Annotated in this window: 12 protein-coding genes and 1 tRNA gene; 4 read left to right on the plus strand and 9 right to left on the minus strand. The window is 41.8% G+C overall.

The features are described from left to right. Nucleotides 1-283: 283 nt before the first annotated feature. The 6 genes from V2H41_RS08000 to V2H41_RS08025 all read right to left on the minus strand — a co-directional run bounded on the left by V2H41_RS08000 (nt 284) and on the right by V2H41_RS08025 (nt 7,865). Entirely contained in the window at nt 284-3,436 is a 3,153-nt protein-coding gene (locus V2H41_RS08000) for an efflux RND transporter permease subunit (protein ID WP_330974621.1), read from the minus strand. A 42-nt stretch (nt 3,437-3,478) separates the two neighbouring features. Continuing rightward, nucleotides 3,479-4,555: an efflux RND transporter periplasmic adaptor subunit gene (locus V2H41_RS08005; protein WP_330974622.1), complete on the minus strand. Its 1,077-nt coding sequence runs from the start codon at nt 4,553-4,555 to the stop codon at nt 3,479-3,481. Nucleotides 4,556-4,569: 14 nt separating this feature from the next. Beyond that, the gene (locus V2H41_RS08010) at nt 4,570-5,910 is read right to left on the minus strand and encodes a TolC family protein (protein WP_330974623.1); all 1,341 of its coding nucleotides are present in this window, start codon (nt 5,908-5,910) and stop codon (nt 4,570-4,572) included. 6 nt (nt 5,911-5,916) lie between these two features. After that, on the minus strand, nt 5,917-6,519 hold the full coding sequence (locus V2H41_RS08015) for a TetR/AcrR family transcriptional regulator (RefSeq protein WP_330974624.1): 603 nt from the start codon (nt 6,517-6,519) through the stop codon (nt 5,917-5,919). A 299-nt stretch (nt 6,520-6,818) separates the two neighbouring features. After that, nucleotides 6,819-6,892: transfer RNA gene (locus tag V2H41_RS08020), tRNA-Asn, on the minus strand. Between the two features lie 73 nt (nt 6,893-6,965). After that, the gene (locus V2H41_RS08025; RefSeq protein ID WP_330974625.1) at nt 6,966-7,865 is read right to left on the minus strand and encodes an aldo/keto reductase; all 900 of its coding nucleotides are present in this window, start codon (nt 7,863-7,865) and stop codon (nt 6,966-6,968) included. A gap of 139 nt (nt 7,866-8,004) precedes the next feature. Between V2H41_RS08025 and V2H41_RS08030 the strand changes: the two genes are divergently transcribed. Together V2H41_RS08030 and V2H41_RS08035 are read left to right on the plus strand one after the other, a co-directional pair. Beyond that, a complete protein-coding gene (locus V2H41_RS08030) occupies nt 8,005-8,460 on the plus strand; it encodes a MarR family winged helix-turn-helix transcriptional regulator (RefSeq protein WP_330974626.1) in 456 nt (151 codons plus the stop codon). 33 nt (nt 8,461-8,493) lie between these two features. Then, nucleotides 8,494-9,711: a glycoside hydrolase family 10-like protein gene (locus V2H41_RS08035; RefSeq protein ID WP_330974627.1), complete on the plus strand. Its 1,218-nt coding sequence runs from the start codon at nt 8,494-8,496 to the stop codon at nt 9,709-9,711. Between the two features lie 2 nt (nt 9,712-9,713). Here the strand turns inward: V2H41_RS08035 and V2H41_RS08040 are convergent, their stop codons facing one another. Together V2H41_RS08040 and V2H41_RS08045 are read right to left on the minus strand one after the other, a co-directional pair. Continuing rightward, entirely contained in the window at nt 9,714-10,373 is a 660-nt protein-coding gene (locus V2H41_RS08040; protein ID WP_330974628.1) for a YceH family protein, read from the minus strand. Between the two features lie 30 nt (nt 10,374-10,403). Then, on the minus strand, nt 10,404-11,381 hold the full coding sequence (locus V2H41_RS08045) for a 2-hydroxyacid dehydrogenase (protein ID WP_330974629.1): 978 nt from the start codon (nt 11,379-11,381) through the stop codon (nt 10,404-10,406). A gap of 180 nt (nt 11,382-11,561) precedes the next feature. Here V2H41_RS08045 and V2H41_RS08050 point away from each other — a divergent pair, with 180 nt between their 5' ends. Together V2H41_RS08050 and V2H41_RS08055 are read left to right on the plus strand one after the other, a co-directional pair. Further along, nucleotides 11,562-11,888 (plus strand): PadR family transcriptional regulator, encoded by a 327-nt coding sequence (locus tag V2H41_RS08050; protein ID WP_330974630.1) that lies wholly within the window; start codon nt 11,562-11,564, stop codon nt 11,886-11,888. A 15-nt stretch (nt 11,889-11,903) separates the two neighbouring features. Beyond that, nucleotides 11,904-14,057, plus strand: a complete 2,154-nt coding sequence (locus V2H41_RS08055) for a PspC domain-containing protein (protein WP_330974631.1) — start codon at nt 11,904-11,906, stop codon at nt 14,055-14,057. An 87-nt stretch (nt 14,058-14,144) separates the two neighbouring features. On the opposite strand, the gene V2H41_RS08060 is transcribed toward V2H41_RS08055, so the two are convergent. Continuing rightward, nucleotides 14,145-16,853: a family 78 glycoside hydrolase catalytic domain gene (locus tag V2H41_RS08060; protein WP_330974632.1), complete on the minus strand. Its 2,709-nt coding sequence runs from the start codon at nt 16,851-16,853 to the stop codon at nt 14,145-14,147. Nucleotides 16,854-17,017: the final 164 nt, after the last annotated feature.

The following is a 17,017-nucleotide window of genomic DNA, read 5'->3' on the forward strand; positions in this document are numbered from 1 at the left end:
TAAGGAGCGGAATATGAAATTCAGACAAATGATTAGCTCTAATTCATATGAAGATAATCTTTTAAATCCATACTGACAAATAAACCTTATTTAAGCTTGTTAAGAATGCATCCAACTTGTATTATACAAGAAGAATGCCATTTAATTTTATTCATATCTTTTTAACAGATTTTATGAGTGATCTTAATACAAAACCAGTATTCGTAAGTAAAAAAACGCCCCCGAATAACCGGGAGCGTTTCAATAAAGCTAATTGCTAGATAAAATTGATTATTATCTCATGTTAGTGTGTGCTGTGTGTATCCAGAGGTACATAATCTGCTACCATTTCAGCGGCATAATCCACTTTCTTTTCCTTACCAAAACGGCGTTTCAAACTATCGAAGATAGAGTAAACAACCGGCACTACAACCAGCGTAAGGAATAAAGAAGATAATAACCCTCCGATAATCACAATGGCCAACCCTCTGTTTACATCCGCACCATCACCCTGAGCAATGGCAATAGGCACCATACCAATTACCATCGCAATAGTTGTCATAAGGATAGGACGCAAACGCGCCTGATTGGCTGCTACCAGAGCATCATGGGTATTATCGCCCTGCTCTTTACGATGATTGGCGAAGTCTACCAACAGGATAGCGTTCTTGGTTACCAAACCAATCAGCATGATAATACCTAAAATGGTAAAGATGTTCAGTGATTGATTAGCCAGAGCCAGGAATAATAATGCTCCTATAAATGATAGTGGCACCGAGAAGATAATAATAAAAGGTGTCAGGAAGCTATCGTATAATACTACCATCACCAAATACACCAACAGAATCGCAGCAATAAGTGCTACTCCCAGTGTTCCAAATCCTTCCTGCTGATTCTCCATCGTTCCACCCCAGATATACACTACTCCTGGTTTTTTATCCAGCTGTTTTATTTTTTCTTCCCATTGTGCAGCTACAGTACCTAGTGGTACACCTATTACCTGCCCTTGTACAGATACTGCCGGAGATTTATCGCGGCGCTCCAACAAAGTAGGACCGGAGCCATACCCTACTTCAGCAAATTGTTCCAGCGCAATAGGAATACCCTGATTGTTTAAGAATTTCAATGATTTTACATTATCAATATTCGCACGAGCGGATTCTGCAAATCGAATATTGATATCATATTCATTATCACCGATGGTAAACTTATTATCGGTGTTACCAGAAAATGCCGTTTGCATAGCCATCCCCACTGTAGCGATGTTCAATCCAAGTGCCGTCATTTTATCACGGTCCACTTTTACGGTTATCTCCGGATTTCCTGATTCAGAGGTAAGCTTTACACCTGTAGCACCAGGGATGGTTCTTAAGAGGTCTGCCGCTTTTACGGCCATCTCTTCAGCATCCTGCACAGAAGGTCCTATAAAGGTCATTTGCAATGGTGCTTGTTCGGCACCCATCAATCCCACATTTACTGTTTTAATTTTGGCATCCACCAATACATTTTCCAGTTCACGCTTCAGTACTGCTGAGTATACCTTCGAATTTCCCTTGTAACTTTTTTTCAACTTTACGTGTATTTCTGCTTTATAACGCGTACCAGTAGTTGAAATCAATCCGTCCGATGCCTGTCCTACCATGGTAATCATATCCTCTACCTCGGGTTTTTGACGGATATAGTTCTCAGCCCTTCGAGTCAGTTCATTTGTCTTTTCGATAGATGCATCTTTTGGCAATTCAAACTGCACATAAAACTCCCCTCTATCGTTGGCCGGGAAGAAATCGCTTCCTATATATCCATTACCTACCAGCGATACCGAAGCGAAGAATAATATCAATGCAACCAGCAGTGTGAGTATTTTATTCAAGCGCGAACGCAATGACCATTTTAAAATTCCCGATACCCAATGCGTAAAGGATTTTAATCCTCTCTCAAATCCGTGAATGATTTTCCCCAGCAATGATTTCTCACTGATTAACTCCAGCTTACCGAAGCGAGAGTACAACCAGGGCACGACGGTAAACGATACGAGCAGTGACAAGGAGGTAGATATCACCACGGTTACACAGAATTGAGCCAGAATGTTAGCCACCAACCCTGTGGACAGTGCAATAGGTAGGAACACCACAATAATTACCATAGTAATAGCAGTAACCGTGAAGCCAATTTCCTTAGCACCGTCATATGCAGCACGCACTTTATTTTTACCCATCTCCATGTGACGGTGAATATTTTCAATCACCACAATGGCATCATCCACCAGAATACCTACCACCAAGGAAAGTCCCAGCAACGACATCAGGTTAAGAGTATATCCCATTAACTTCAATCCGATGAAAGTTGCAATTAGCGATAGCGGAATAGCCACCATAGTAATAGCAGCATTGCGCAGACTGTGTAGGAAGAAGAGCATAATAAACCCTACCAGCACAATCGCAAGCATTAGGTCGTGAATAACATTGTTGGCAGCATTCAACGTAAACCTTGACGTATCGTTGGCGATATTGATCTTTACGCCGTATATAGAATAGTCTTTCTCAATTTGGCCGATGGTTTTTTGTACCGCTTCCGATACGGCTACGGCATTGGCATCTGACTGCTTAAACACCTGTAGCAATATAGTATTCTCCTGATTTACGCGAGCAATTTTTTCTATCTCCTTCACGCCATCCTGCACATCAGCTACGTCTTTAAGGAATATAGTGGCTCCACTTGGTGTCGTTATCGGAAGATTTCGCAGTTCCTCCAGCTCGACCAGCTTACCGGCCAGACGAATCGTAGTTCTGTTTTCGCGTGTAGCTACATTCCCGGTAGGAAAATCGAGGTTAGATGCAGCAACAATCTGCTGTACTTGATTTATAGACAACCCGTACCCCTGCAGCTTATCCGGATCAACACTAATTTGAATTTCGCGCTGTTCTCCACCAATTAAATCTACTTTGGCCACCCCATTGATGCGAGCAAATACCGGCTGAATTTTATTATCTAACAGATCATACAATTCTCTTTCAGTAAGATTAGATGTTACTGATAAACTCATGATGGCTACATCATCGAAAGAGAACTTGGAGAGTGTGGGCGCATCTACATCATCCGGCAAATCATTCAACACGGTATTGATTTTACGTTGCGCTTCCGTGAGCAAAAAGTTCACATCAGCACCGGCATTCAGCGTAATCATTACCAGCGAAACATTCTCCAACGATTTGGATTCGATCTTTTTAATACTTTCCAAAGAGGAGACCGCATCTTCTATCTTCTTCGTCACGGATGTTTCCACCTCAGTAGGAGAAGCACCGGGATACACGGTCTGAATGGTAATTACGTTTACCTCAAACTTAGGCACCAACTCGTATCCCAACTGAGTGTAGGAAAAGATACCACCCAGCGTTAGTATGATAAACAACACAATAATAACACTGGGCCGTTTTATAGAAATCTCAGATATTTTCATTGTTTAAATTTTCCAGCGATGAATCATCAATTTTTCGAACACTTACTTAATAATCTGTATCGGCGTATTATTAAATAGATTTACCTGACCTGAAACAATCACTTGTTCATCGGCTTTAATACCATCAATAATTTCGATGTAATCGCCAAAGCTTCTTCCAGACTGAACCTTACGTTCCACCGCCTTGCCGTTTTCAACCACAAATACTTTGTTATCGCTTACACTACCTACAAAAGCGGCACGCGGCACTACCAATACGTCTTCCATCTGTCCTTTGCCAAAGTGAGCGGTACCATACATACCGGCACGCAGTTCATTGCTAGGATTGGGAATTTCCACCTCTACCGGGAAGTTCAATCCGCCTTCAGCCTTAGGTGCTATGAAAGTGATTCTTCCGGTAAATGTTTTATCAGGAATTACACTTACGGTTACCTGAACGGGTTGTCCCACTTTCAGGTTGATGACATTCTTTTCATCTACATGTACTCTAAGTTTTACAGAACTGATATTTACGATGTCAAAAGCAATCGTTCCTGGATTAACATAACTGCCGGGTTCTATTTTTCGGGCATTTACAATACCCGATACTGATGTGCGTATAGCTACATCCCCTGCAATCAGTTTAGCAGACTTTAAATTATTCAAAGCTGATTCGTACTGCAAGCGCATAGCATCCAGCTGTTGCTGTGTAACACCGCCTGTTGCAAATGCAGCTTCATAACGCTCCAAATTCATTTTGGCGTTCTCTAGGTTCGCCTGTGCATTAGCCACATTTACGTTTTGCTTATTACCTTCGATAATGGCCAGTGTCTGTCCTGCCTTCACAAAGTCTCCTTCCTTCACCGACACACTTACGATTCTTCCGCCGGTTTCAGCCCCCACACTTACTTCCTGCTTAGGAATAAAAATTCCGTTGGCAGTATGGCTAATATCTAATTTTCTTACTGCAGCAGTATCTACGCGCACTGCTACGGCGGGGTTAGTTTTAGCCACTTCAGCAGTAGCCGCTTGGTTGGCAGCTTTGTTTTTGTTGAGGATACTCATAATACCCAGCAACACGCCTACCATTACTGCTAGGGTAACGAATACTCTTACGATGGATTTTTTCTTGCTCTTCATATCTATTTGGACTATTAGTCGTTTAATAATGATTTTAAATTTCCGTTGGCTTTGATGAACTGTATTTCAGCAATCTTATAATTCAGTAATGATGTATTCAAATTATTCTGCGCATCGGCATATGCATTTTCGGCATCCAGTACTTCCGTAAGTGTAGCCAGACCGTGCTTATAGTTGTTCTTGGTATTATCCAGCACTTCTTTTGCCATCTGTACATTTCTACGATTAGCATCTACAGTGAGCAGGCTATTTTTGATTTGAGCCCTTGCGTTTTCATTAGCCAGGCTCAGTGCCAATTTGGTATCCTCCATCTGTACCTTGGCTTTTTTCAAATCCACCTCCGCCTGATTAATACGAGCACGGGTTGCACCACCATTGAAAATAGGTATGGACAGGTTCAATCCTAATGAGGAATAGGGTGACCCCTTTACCTTATCGGAATTAGCAAATATGGGAAAGCTGGAACCCATATTCAGATACCCCAAACTACCGTTGAAGCTTAAGGTAGGATAGTAGGCAGCCTTCTTGGCCTGCTTGTTTAATGTGAGCAGTTCAATTTGTTTTTCGAGCACTTTAATTTCGGTACGGTCGTTTACATTACCGCTTTGCATCAGTATGCTTGCATTAATGTCGAATGTTTCCTCAGGCAACACAACTTCCTTATCCATGTCCATACCGATTGCGAACTTTAGGGCATTCTCCGTCAACGTAAGTGAGTTTTGGATTTGCTGCAATGTGGCTTCCAGGTTGTTAATCGCCACATTAGTTCGGTCCAGATCTATCTTCCGGGCTAGGCCTGCATCTACCAAACCCTTAATCACCGCTCCGGTTTTTCGGGTATTTTCGAGATTGGTTTGCACCGTTTGTTTTTGCAATTGCAATTGAAATACTTGATAATAAGCATTAGCTACTTTTTCTATCAATTGCTCATCGGTAAGCTCTTTATTAATCTGATAAAACTCTCGGGTAGTACGAGCAGCCTTCAGTCCGGTGAAAACCGACTGGTTAAACAGCTGCTGATTTACTGTTACCACTGAGTTGGTCTGCCATTTCTGTCCGAAAGAAACCATCACGATTTCACCCGGACGCCCAATCAATTCGCCGGGAAGGGCGCTTTGTTGTAGAAGCGGATTGTAAGTAAGCCCCCCAGATCCGGTAATTTGAGGTAGTGCACTAGCCTTAGTTTCGTCAATCAAGTACTGTGCATTTTCTACATCCAGTTTAGCTTTTTGAGCTTCTGCTTTGTGCTCCAAGGCATATTGAATAGCCTGTTTTAGGGTAAGGACTTCCTGAGCTTCCACTGCTGGCACGGAAAAAATCACAGCCAGCAAAATCATCACGCGTTTTAGATTCATAATCAACTAACGAGTTAAAAATTTTCCTTCAAAAATGAATTCTAGCATTTGTTTCTGACACACGAGCACGCTGTCAATCTTTTCGGGATTGGGCAAGTGTGTCAGGTAATCTTCCAGTTTATGTGCTATTGAAATACTTCTCAAGATTTCAGCGATTTTATTACTTGCATCCACAGGATCTTTCAAAGCAATCTCCCCGCTTTCGATACCTTTCGTAATTAACGAGTGAATACTTTGCACATCTTTGTCCGATATTTCCTTCATCACATCTTTTAAACCACCGCCTTTTACCACCTCTTCCATTTCATGGGTTTGAAACATTACATACTTCTTATGCATAGCGGCGCGGGCGTCCAGTACCGCAAAAAAGGTTTGCATAAAACCACCTTCATAAGCTGCTATAATGACCTGCTCGTTCATAAAAACCTCCTCCACAATAGCCCGTACTACATCCTTAAAAATGGCCAGTTTATCGGCGTAATAGTAATAGAGGTTAGCTTTTGTAATATGTAAATCATCGGCCAGTTCGGAAAGCGTGGTCTTCTGATAACCAAAATGACCAAACCGCTTGATAGCAGCCTGAATGATTTGCTCTTTGCGTGTTTCCATTTAAACTTTTTACTATTTGACTTTTTTAATTGAAAAGTCAAAAGTACAAAAAAGATAAATTTTAGGGTTTATTAATGTAATTTTTTACGAAAATTTAGCAGATGACAATCTCTAAGACAGCAATAAGAGGTTCATATTCAGAGAATATCAGCATGGAAATCTTAAAGCCAATTAGGAAAGGAGCGCCTAGAAAATATTTTAAAGAGTCCCTGTTTTAGAGCGTTGAGTTAGTTGTTAATTCAGCCTAGCTGACACAAAAAAAGCAGTCACATACATATGTAACTGCCTGATTATCATCGCTCCCCCTGCTGGACTTGAACCAGCGACCCTCTGATTAACAGTCAGATGCTCTAACCAGCTGAGCTAAGGAGGAATATCGCCTTCCCTTTCGGGGCAGCAAAAATAAGGGTTTTTCTAATTCATTTCCAACACCTGCAAAAAATTTTTTATAAACGATGGTCTGTATACTGCTTTGCAGGCACTTGATGACCCAATTTTTCCAGAATTTCGGCGGGCACCACCATCTCTAAAGCCCCCAGCACATCCTCTAGCTGATGCAGTGTTCGGAAGCCGATGACCGCCGAGGCCAGCACCGCGGACCTTAAGACATAGTGTAATGCCAATGCGGTTTTATTGTAACCTTCTTGTAACAGGCTATTCATGGTTTGCTGAACCTGTGCCACACCTGCGGCGGTATGTCCTTGATAGTCTTTAGCCGGTTTGTCTACCAGTAGTCCCTGCGCCAGAACGCCCCGTGCAACTATGCTAATATGGTGTTGTTCCAGTAATTGCAGCATTTCTTCCTCCGGCCGACGGTCCAGCACACTATATTGAATCATTACACTCTGAATATTAGATAGCGCCGCGTACTTGCGAATCACATTGGGCCTTATACTAGAAATACCATAATAACGTATTTTCCCTTCCTGCACCAGCTGCTCAAAAGCTTCAATAGTTTCTTCAATAGGATCTTCTATAGTTCCTCCATGAAGTTGGTACAAATCGATATAATCCGTATTCAGTCTGGATAAGCTTTTTTCCACTGCACTGAGTATATAAGATTTGCGTGGATTCCAGTCCCAACCACTCCCATCTTCTCGCCATTGGTTACCTACCTTGGTAGCAATAATCACCTTATCACGCACAGGTTTCAGCAAGCGTCCAATGAGCTGCTCATTCTCTCCCTTATCATAAAGGTCGGCAGTATCAAAATAATTTACGCCTGCATCCAGAGCGCGATGTATCAATGCCTCTGCCTCCTGGCGAGAGCTTTTCAACAGAGACATACATCCAAAGCCTATCACAGAAGCCTCAATATCCGATTTACCAAGCTGATGATACTTCATTATATATCAATTTTGTTCATAAACCTGCAAATAACCTGCCGCAATTCTTTACCTACAACAACAAAACTATATCAGGAAATATCTATATTTAACCTACATTAGTCCCCTCCCTTTAGTAGGAATAAAAAAGATATCATCTATGACTATTGAACAAAAAATCCAACAAACTAAATTCACTAACCCCTATCAGAAGCTTGCTCTAAATTTAATATACACATGTCGCAATCTGGAGTTTTTCCTCAATCATCAATTTAAAAAACACGATCTTACCTCGCAACAGTACAATATACTACGCATTTTACGAGGCAGCAATCCTACACCACTATCCACTCAACAAATAAGAGAGCGGATGGTTGATAAGATGAGCGACACCAGTCGTATTGTTGATCGGCTTCTGTTAAAAAAACTGGTTACGAAAAAAATCTGTCATGCCGATAACCGTTTGGTAGAAGTGCGCATCACGGCCAAAGGATTGAAGTTGCTTCAGAAATTGGACAATGTGGACAACAGCTTGGCGGTATATTTAAATGCACTAACGGAAAGAGAAGTAAACCAGCTAAATAAGCTACTGGATAAAATTAATTCCAAATCCTGATTTCATTGGGAGCAACTGGCTATTTTTGCGATTATGCTTAATCGTAAAACAGTCCTATTACTTTGTTCAGCCCTTTTGGTACATTTTCTCTACGCGCAACCCCACTCCGAATTCAGAGGGGTTTGGATTGCCACTGTGATGAATATCGACTGGCCTCCTCAAAATGCCAGTGCAGAAGCTCAAAAGGCAGAGTACATTCGTCAATTAGATTTGCACCAGCGCAACGGCATGAACGCTGTAATTGTACAGGTGCGCCCTAGCGGTGATGCTTTTTTCCCTTCTCCTCACGAACCGTGGAGCCAATGGCTTACAGGAGTACAAGGCCGAGCCCCTGTTCCTTTTTACGACCCGCTTGCTTTCATGATTAAAGAAGCTCACAAAAGGGGCATGGAATTTCATGCTTGGTTGAATCCCTATCGTGCGGAATTTTCGATAGGTAAATCTTCTATTGCCCCTGAAAACAATATTAGAAAGAACCCACACTGGTATGTTACTTACGGAAATACTCGTTACTTCAACCCGGCCAACAAGGAAGTACAGCAGTTTGTGGTAAACGTAATTAAAGATATTGTAAGAAGATATGACGTAGATGCCATTCACATGGATGATTATTTTTATCCTTACCCTGTAGGCGGTAAGGATTTTCCAGATGATCATGATTATCGGGCATCTGGCACCACACTCAGTAAAGCCGACTGGCGCAGAAGCAATGTGGACTCAATTATTAAACATATCAATATCGCCATCAAATCCGTTAAGCCCTATGTAAAATTCGGTATCAGTCCCTTTGCAGTCTGGCGCAATCTGAAGGATGATACGCAAGGCAGCGATACCAAAGCAGGACTTACTAATTATGATAATCTATATGCAGATATCTTATTATGGCTGCGCAAGGGCTGGATCGATTATGTAACGCCGCAGTTATATCGCGAGATCAACGATCCACTCATTCCCTTCGAAAAAATGGTAAGCTGGTGGGCGGCACACAGCTTCGGACGACATGTATACATAGGACATGGCATCTATCGTGCGCTGGAGAACAGTGCCAACTGGAAAAAGCCTACCCAATTGCCCGATCAGATTAAAATTGTACGCAGTACGCCGGGTATACATGGCAGTGTGTACTACAGCAGTCGCGTATTCAAAAGCAATCCCAACGGCTGGAACGATTCGCTTCGAAACAATTACTATCGCGAACCTGCCAAAGTGCCGGATATGCCCTGGCTACCGAAAAGACCGGCATGGGAATAAATTTACCCTTTCAACTCTTTTAATAAATCATAAAACTCAGCTTTTAAAGCTGCCAGCTCCTGTTCTACTGTAGTTAATCGTTCTTCAAGACTATTAGCTGCCGTTGCAACAACAGGAGTATTTTTTATATAGCTTTCCACAACTGATGCCTCACCGAAGAGATGCATGAAGCGAGCTTCTTTCTGTCCGGGTTGCCGCTCCAGTTGTTTCACAAACGGTACGGGAGCAGTAGCCAATTTTTCAAGAACACTGTGTACTTCAGCCAATCCTTCAAACTCGTATAACCTACCGGAATTACTATTGATTTCGCCGGGAGTAAGCGGTCCTCTCAGAAATAATAGGCACAGCACAGCTATTTCATCCGGAGCGAATTCGTAGTTTACCGCAATATTGTGTTTGTACTTTACAACCCGACTGGTGCCTCCCGTAACAGTTGATACTAGATTTTTACGCTTCAGTCTGTCCAGGCAAAGCGCTACAGTTTGCTCATCATAATTAACCACAGGATTTCTGGAGGTTTTCTGATTACAGGCGGCAGTGAGTCCGTTTAATGTCATCGGATAATACTCGGGTGTAGTTCTTGATTTTTCCATCAAGGCACCTAGTACGCGAATTTCTTCAGCATCGAGCTGGGGTAAAGATTTTATATCGATTGGTTCCATATCAACATATCATTTCTTTTCAATAAGGTGCTATCCTTCATACACTTCGGGGTTGACGATAGTAGGAAGTTTTTCTCCTTTTAATCCTGCTATTACATTTTTGGCAGCCATTATAGCCATACCATCGCGTGTCTCCTGAGTGGCCGAACCTATATGTGGCAAGATACATACATTAGGCATCATTAATAAAGGGTTAGAAGGATCCATCGGCTCGGGATTGGTAACGTCTAGCCCGGCACCCCAAATGAGGCCTTTTTCCAACGCCTCTTTCAAATCCGCTTCGTTGTGTAAAGCACCGCGGGCGGTATTGATAAAGATTGCCGTGGGCTTCATTTTTGCAAATGCTCCTTTATTAAAAATCTCTTTATTCGATTCGGAAAGATTGGCATGAAGCGACAACACATCACTTTCGGCCAACAACTCATCATAGCTCACGTACCTTGCTTCCAAAACCTCTTCTGCATGCAGATTGCGATTGCGATTATGATAGATGATGTTCATGCCATAAGCAGCCTTACACTTTTGAGCCATTTCAAATCCAATTTTTCCTAGTCCGAAAATGCCTAACGTTTTTCCGTATAACTCAATTCCTAAATCCGCTACAGGCTCAAATCCCTTCCATTTACCATCCAATATTTTTCTGTAATTATAAAAAGCCTTTCTACTTACAGCCAACATAAGCAGAAATGCAGTATCGGCAGTAGCCCGGCTCAACACATCGGGAGTATTACCCACCGGTATTTTCAATTGCGTAGCCATGGGTATATCTACATTATCATATCCTACAGCAAAAAGAGAAATAACTTTAAGATGTCGGCACCGCTCCAGAAAATGCGCATCTATTTTATTAAACCCTACACTCATCATTGCATCATATTGTTGACATACAGCAATCATCTCCTCTGAGTGCAGCGGTCTGTCGTCAACATGTACCGTTACTTCAATGCCGGCTTCTTTCATCAGGTTGATGCCAACTTCAGGGATTGCTTTTGTAACAAACACTTTCATATGCTGCAATATTTGTGTTAAAAACTGGTTTGTGAACTGTAAACATACAATCAATTCTTCAGCTTGCAGTTATTCGCCCTTGCTTTTATGCCATTCACCGAGTTTTTGTGCCACACAAAGTACTTTGTATTGCCCACTACTAACGATTGCAGGTATCTTTGTTATACATCAGTAGTCTTTATGAATATCGAAAACACACAAAGCCAGATGCGAAAGGGGGTATTAGAATATTGTATACTCTCCATCATAAAGAGAGAAGAGCTTTACCCCAGTGAGATAGCAGAGAGAATGAAGCATGCAGGCTTGTCTATTCTGGAAGGCACATTATATCCTTTACTGACACGATTAAAAAACGCAGAAATGGTTACTTATCGCTGGAAAGAAAGCTCAGGAGGACCTCCCAGAAAATATTTTTCACTAACGGAAAAAGGTCACGAATTTTATAAAGAATTAAAACAAACTTGGGATGAACTTTCAGCAGCCGTAAATACGCTGACCCATTCATAAATAAAACCACCAAAAATGAAGCAAGTAATAAACGTAACATTCGGAGGCAGCAATATCGCTATAGAAGATACCGCATACGAAAAAGTGGTATCTTATATGGATAGCCTTCGACAGTACTTTCAGAACGAGGAAGGCAAAGAGGAGATTGTGGCAGATATTGAAGCTCGCTTCGCCGAGCTGATGCAGGAAAAACTGAAGAACGGAGCCCCGCATATCACTGAGGCTGACGTGGAGGAACTGATTGCCACACTAGGCCGACCGGAAGATTTTGATGCGAATGCCACCAAAAACACCGGCACAAAGGAGCAGGAATCTGATTTTTCTTTTGGAGAAAAACGTCGCCTATATAGAGATCAAAATAATAAAATATTGGGGGGCGTATGTAGCGGTATTGCCAACTGGTTAAATATTGACCCTACATTAGTGCGGATAATCTTTGCCATTGTTTCCTTTGGTGGTTTTGGAACAGGCATTTTTATTTATCTGGTGCTGTGGGTAATTCTGCCAGCTCGAAGCATGGACGTGTACAAAGGCAAAAGAATGTACCGCGATCCTGACAATAAATGGTTGGGAGGCGTGGCCAGTGGTATTAGTGCTTACTTCAATATCAACCCCAGTATTGTGCGCTGGGTATTGGCTATACCAGCTATGCTAAGTTTTTTGCAGGGCATTAATGCCTTTGGATGGCATGGAAGTCACCATCTATTTCCCCTATTGTTCAGTGGTCTCACCGGTACCTTTATTTTTCTTTACATCGTATTGTGGATCATTTTACCCGAAGCTACCACTCCATATCAAAAAATGGAGATGCGAGGCGAGCATATCGACATTAATACTATCAAGCAAAACATACAGAACTCCATGGGAGATGTAAATGAGCGTTTGAAAAACTGGGGCAATGAGGTAAAAGATTCTGCAGAAAGATTCGGACAAAGAGCCCAGAAACAATTTGCTTATACAGCACGCAGAGGTGGCCAAGGGCTAGGATATGTGCTCTCCATGATTATTAAAGGTTTTTTCATCTTGATGGTAAGCATTATTGCCATCACACTCATGGTCATCTTCCTAGCGTTTCTTTTCAGTGGAGTAGCGTTTGAACCTTTTCAGGACTTTTTATGGACCAGTGATACTCAAAAATGGCTGGCATGGGCATCTTTAATATTGTTTATAGGAGCGCCGGCGGCGGGCTTAGTAGTATGGTTATGCAGAAGAATCTTTAACATACATACACCGGGGGATTATTTGAAATGGACCTTCAGCGGTTTATGGGCCATTGGCTGGATTTGCATGATGTTTTTCTTTGCTAATATCTCCCGCGATTTTAGGAAAACCGAAGCTGTGGAAGAAACAGCATTTGCATCCACTCCGTCTGGCGACCGACTTATCTTTACAGTGACTGAACCCAAGCTGAGGTACGAAGGCAACTTTGGTTGGCTGAATACACCCACCGGCCATCTGGAGGGCATTAGTATTCACAATGATACTTTAATGATCTCTACTGTAAGCTTCGACTTTAAAAAAAGCGATGATAGCTTATTCCATATCAACATCATCAAAAATGCGATTGGAAAAGATAAGACTGATGCTGTAGAGCGCGCTAAACACATCAAGTATGATTTGTCTATACACGATAGTATTATAGATCTGGCTCCGGGTATTGCTGTCGATAAAAATAGTAAATACAGATTTCAAAGTGCTACAGTACAAGTAAAGGTTCCCGTGGGTAAAAAGATTTATATAGACGAATCGGTATTTAGTAAATTAAGTAAAGTGGACATCAACCACAATAACAACCGGCGATGGAATAGAAAATTCAAGCTGGTGTATAACAACTTTAGATCCTTGCGCGTCAATACAGATTATATCATGCAGAGCGATGGTATATTAAAAAGCACTGCTACTGATGATGATTCTGAAACATCTTACGATACCAATAAAGAAAACTATAGATGGAAAGGCATTAATAATAATGAACCCAACCATAAATTATATGCAAAACCATTACCACCTCCACCTCCGGCTCCACCAGCTGTAGACGATTCCTCAACACACGTATATAAATACGATCAAAGTCCTTCTGTAGAAGATATTAAGAAGCAGGAGCTTTTAAAAGAACTGGAGCGTAAACAGAAAGAAATCGAAGAGTTGAGAAAAAAATTAGAACAATAACATCATATCCAAAAACAAGATGGGTTGGACCATAATAGCCAACCCTTCTTCTTATGATTTTCGCGTTCAGTTAAACTACTTAGCTCGTCACTTCCCTGTTATATCATTAGTTTCGAAACTATAGAGTCCCGAACCAGTTTTCACTACCACATAATTATCTTCTTTACCTACAACTTCAACGTCAGATACGTCGTTCAGCGACTTGCCACTTTCGGTAATGGCAGCTACCTCTGCTGCAGGAATTAAAATGGTGGCTTTAGTGTTTACCGGTATCTCAATAGTAAGTATAAACTTGCCATTCTCACTTTTCCAAGTGCTGCTTACGGTACCATAATAGGTTTTCAAGGATGCAGATACATATGTAAACTTATCTCCCACATGTGGCTTAATTTGAATGTGCTTATAGCCTACTCCATCTTCATAAGTATCTATTCCGGCCATTTTTCTATACATCCAGTCTCCAATAGCACCGTAAGCATAGTGGTTGAATGAGTTCATACCTGGATTCTGGAAAGTACTATCGGGTTTGATACCATCCCATCTTTCCCAGATAGTGGTAGCACCCATCTTCACCGGATATAACCACGAAGGGTAAGTTTCCTGCAATAGCAGCTTATAAGCAACACTGTCATATCCAAACTTGGTTAGCACATGACAGAGATAGGGCGTTCCCAGAAATCCTGTGGTAAGATGATTATTGTAGCTCTCAATATTTTGCACTAAGCGTTTTGCTGCCTGCTGACGGAGCTCTTGCGGCAGCATGTCAAATTGCAGTGCCAGCACATAGGCAGTTTGCGTACTAGAAACTAGTCTGCCACTGGGTGTAACATATTCACGATTGAACGCTTTCTTAATACGATCCAGCAACTGTGAATATTCGGCGACATCTTCCTGCTTGTTTAAAAGCCGAGCTGTATTAATCAGCAATTGAGTAGAATGCGCATAAAAACACTGTGCTATAAGATATTTATCGGTAACAGCACTTTTGCCGTCATTGTCATCAAAAGGTCTGTAGAATAACCAATCGCCATAATGCCATCCAGAGTTCCAAAGATCGTCCTTGGCTGTACGACGTATACTTTCCACATAAGCCTTCATACTGTTATATTGTCTTTCCAAAATACGCTTGTCGCCATAAGCCAAATACATATTCCATGGCACAATGGTAGCGGCATCGCCCCAGCCCGCACTGTTGGCATTATTGCCCAATACATTGGGTATTACTTGGGGCACTCTTCCGTCTATCTGATCGGCTTCTACATCTTTAAGCCATTTTGCAAAGAAGTTATTAACGTTCATATTAAAGGCAGCCGTGCGTGAAAATGCTTGCGCATCACCGGCCCAACCCAATCTTTCATCGCGCTGAGGACAATCGGTAGGAACATCCAAAAAGTTACCTCTTTGCCCCCATTGAATATTATGCTGCAGCTGATTGATAAGCGGATGAGAAGTGGTAAAAGTTCCTGTAGTTTCCATATCCGAATACAAGGCAACAGCTTCGAAATTTTCGGGCCTCAATTCACCCGGATAACCTTCTACCTTCACGTATCTGAACCCGTACCAGGTAAAGTAAGGATGAAAGGTTTCTTCTCCTTCGCCTTTTAATATATATACAGCTTGGGCCTTAGCAGCTCGCAGATTCTCAATATAAAAATTACCTTTTTTATCGAGAACCTCTGCATGCGAAAGCACAATGCGATCGCCTGGCTTTCCTTTTACTTTCAATTTTACCCAGCCTACCAAGTTTTGTCCAAAGTCGATTACCTGCTCACCTGCCGGAGTGGTAAATATCTTTATAGGCTTGAAGGTTTCCTGCTTTTTTACAGGTTCATTTACGGTGGCAATCAGCACACTTTTCGACTCTTTCAACACATTTACACCGTACCAGGCCGCATCGTTATATCCCGATTTTGTCCATCCTTCTTTTTTGTTGCGGGCATCAATAATCTCTCCATTATAGATTTGGGAATAAAGAATTTCGCTGATAGCCGATTTCCAGGTACCATCTGTAGCTACAATCTCCTTACTGCCATCGGTGTATGTAATGTTGATTTGTAGGAGCAGTGCCAGTTTATTACCGTAAAGATCTCCATTGTTCCTCCAGCCCAATATGCTGCGATACCACCCATTGCCCAGCATCACACCTATAGCGTTTTTATTGTTTTGTAGTAAGCCAGTTACATCATAGGCCTGATATTGTAAGCGCTTATTGTAAGAGGTCCATCCGGGAGTGAGCCAATATTCCCCAATCCGCTGACCGTTCAAGTAGGCTTCATACAGACCATGGGATGTAATGTATGCTGTAGCAGACTTTACTTTTTTATTAAGCGTAAATTCTTTTCGCAGTAGTGGTGCCGGACGATTTTCTGGCGTTTCATTAAATGCCGCCTGAATCCACTCTGCCTTCCATTCAAGAGTATCTAATAATCCGATATGAAAATAGGCCGGCGCACTCCAGGCAGATGTTTTTCCATGATTGTCCCATACTTTTACCTGCCATTCATATCGTGTATCGGAACGCAAAGGGCTCCCTTTATATGCTACATGTACGGAAGAGTCGGACTGTACTTTACCTGAACTCCATATTACTTGTTTTCCCTCCAATACTTTTATTTCATAGGCAGTTTGTCGAGTATTCCTTATTTTGGATTGAATCTGCCAACTAAAGCGGGGTTGTGTTTCTCCAAGCCCTATGGGATTTTTAAGGTTCTCCGTCAAAAGATGATTAACAGATAACTGCGCATAACCTGTCAATAACGACAAGCTAAGTGTGCATAATAAAAGGGTTCGTTTCATATTACGATGGTTTAAACAGTCATGGGAAACATAGGTAAGGCATAGTTTGCACTCCCTAGGTTTTTCATACGCTCCATTTACGATAAGCACATGGAATTAGCAATCTCCATCTCAGGCAAACAATTGTAAGGATTAAAGTTAAGAGGTACAATTATTTAACTATC

The organism is Niabella digestorum, assembly GCF_036409055.1.
In the GTDB taxonomy this organism is placed as follows: domain Bacteria; phylum Bacteroidota; class Bacteroidia; order Chitinophagales; family Chitinophagaceae; genus Niabella; species Niabella composti.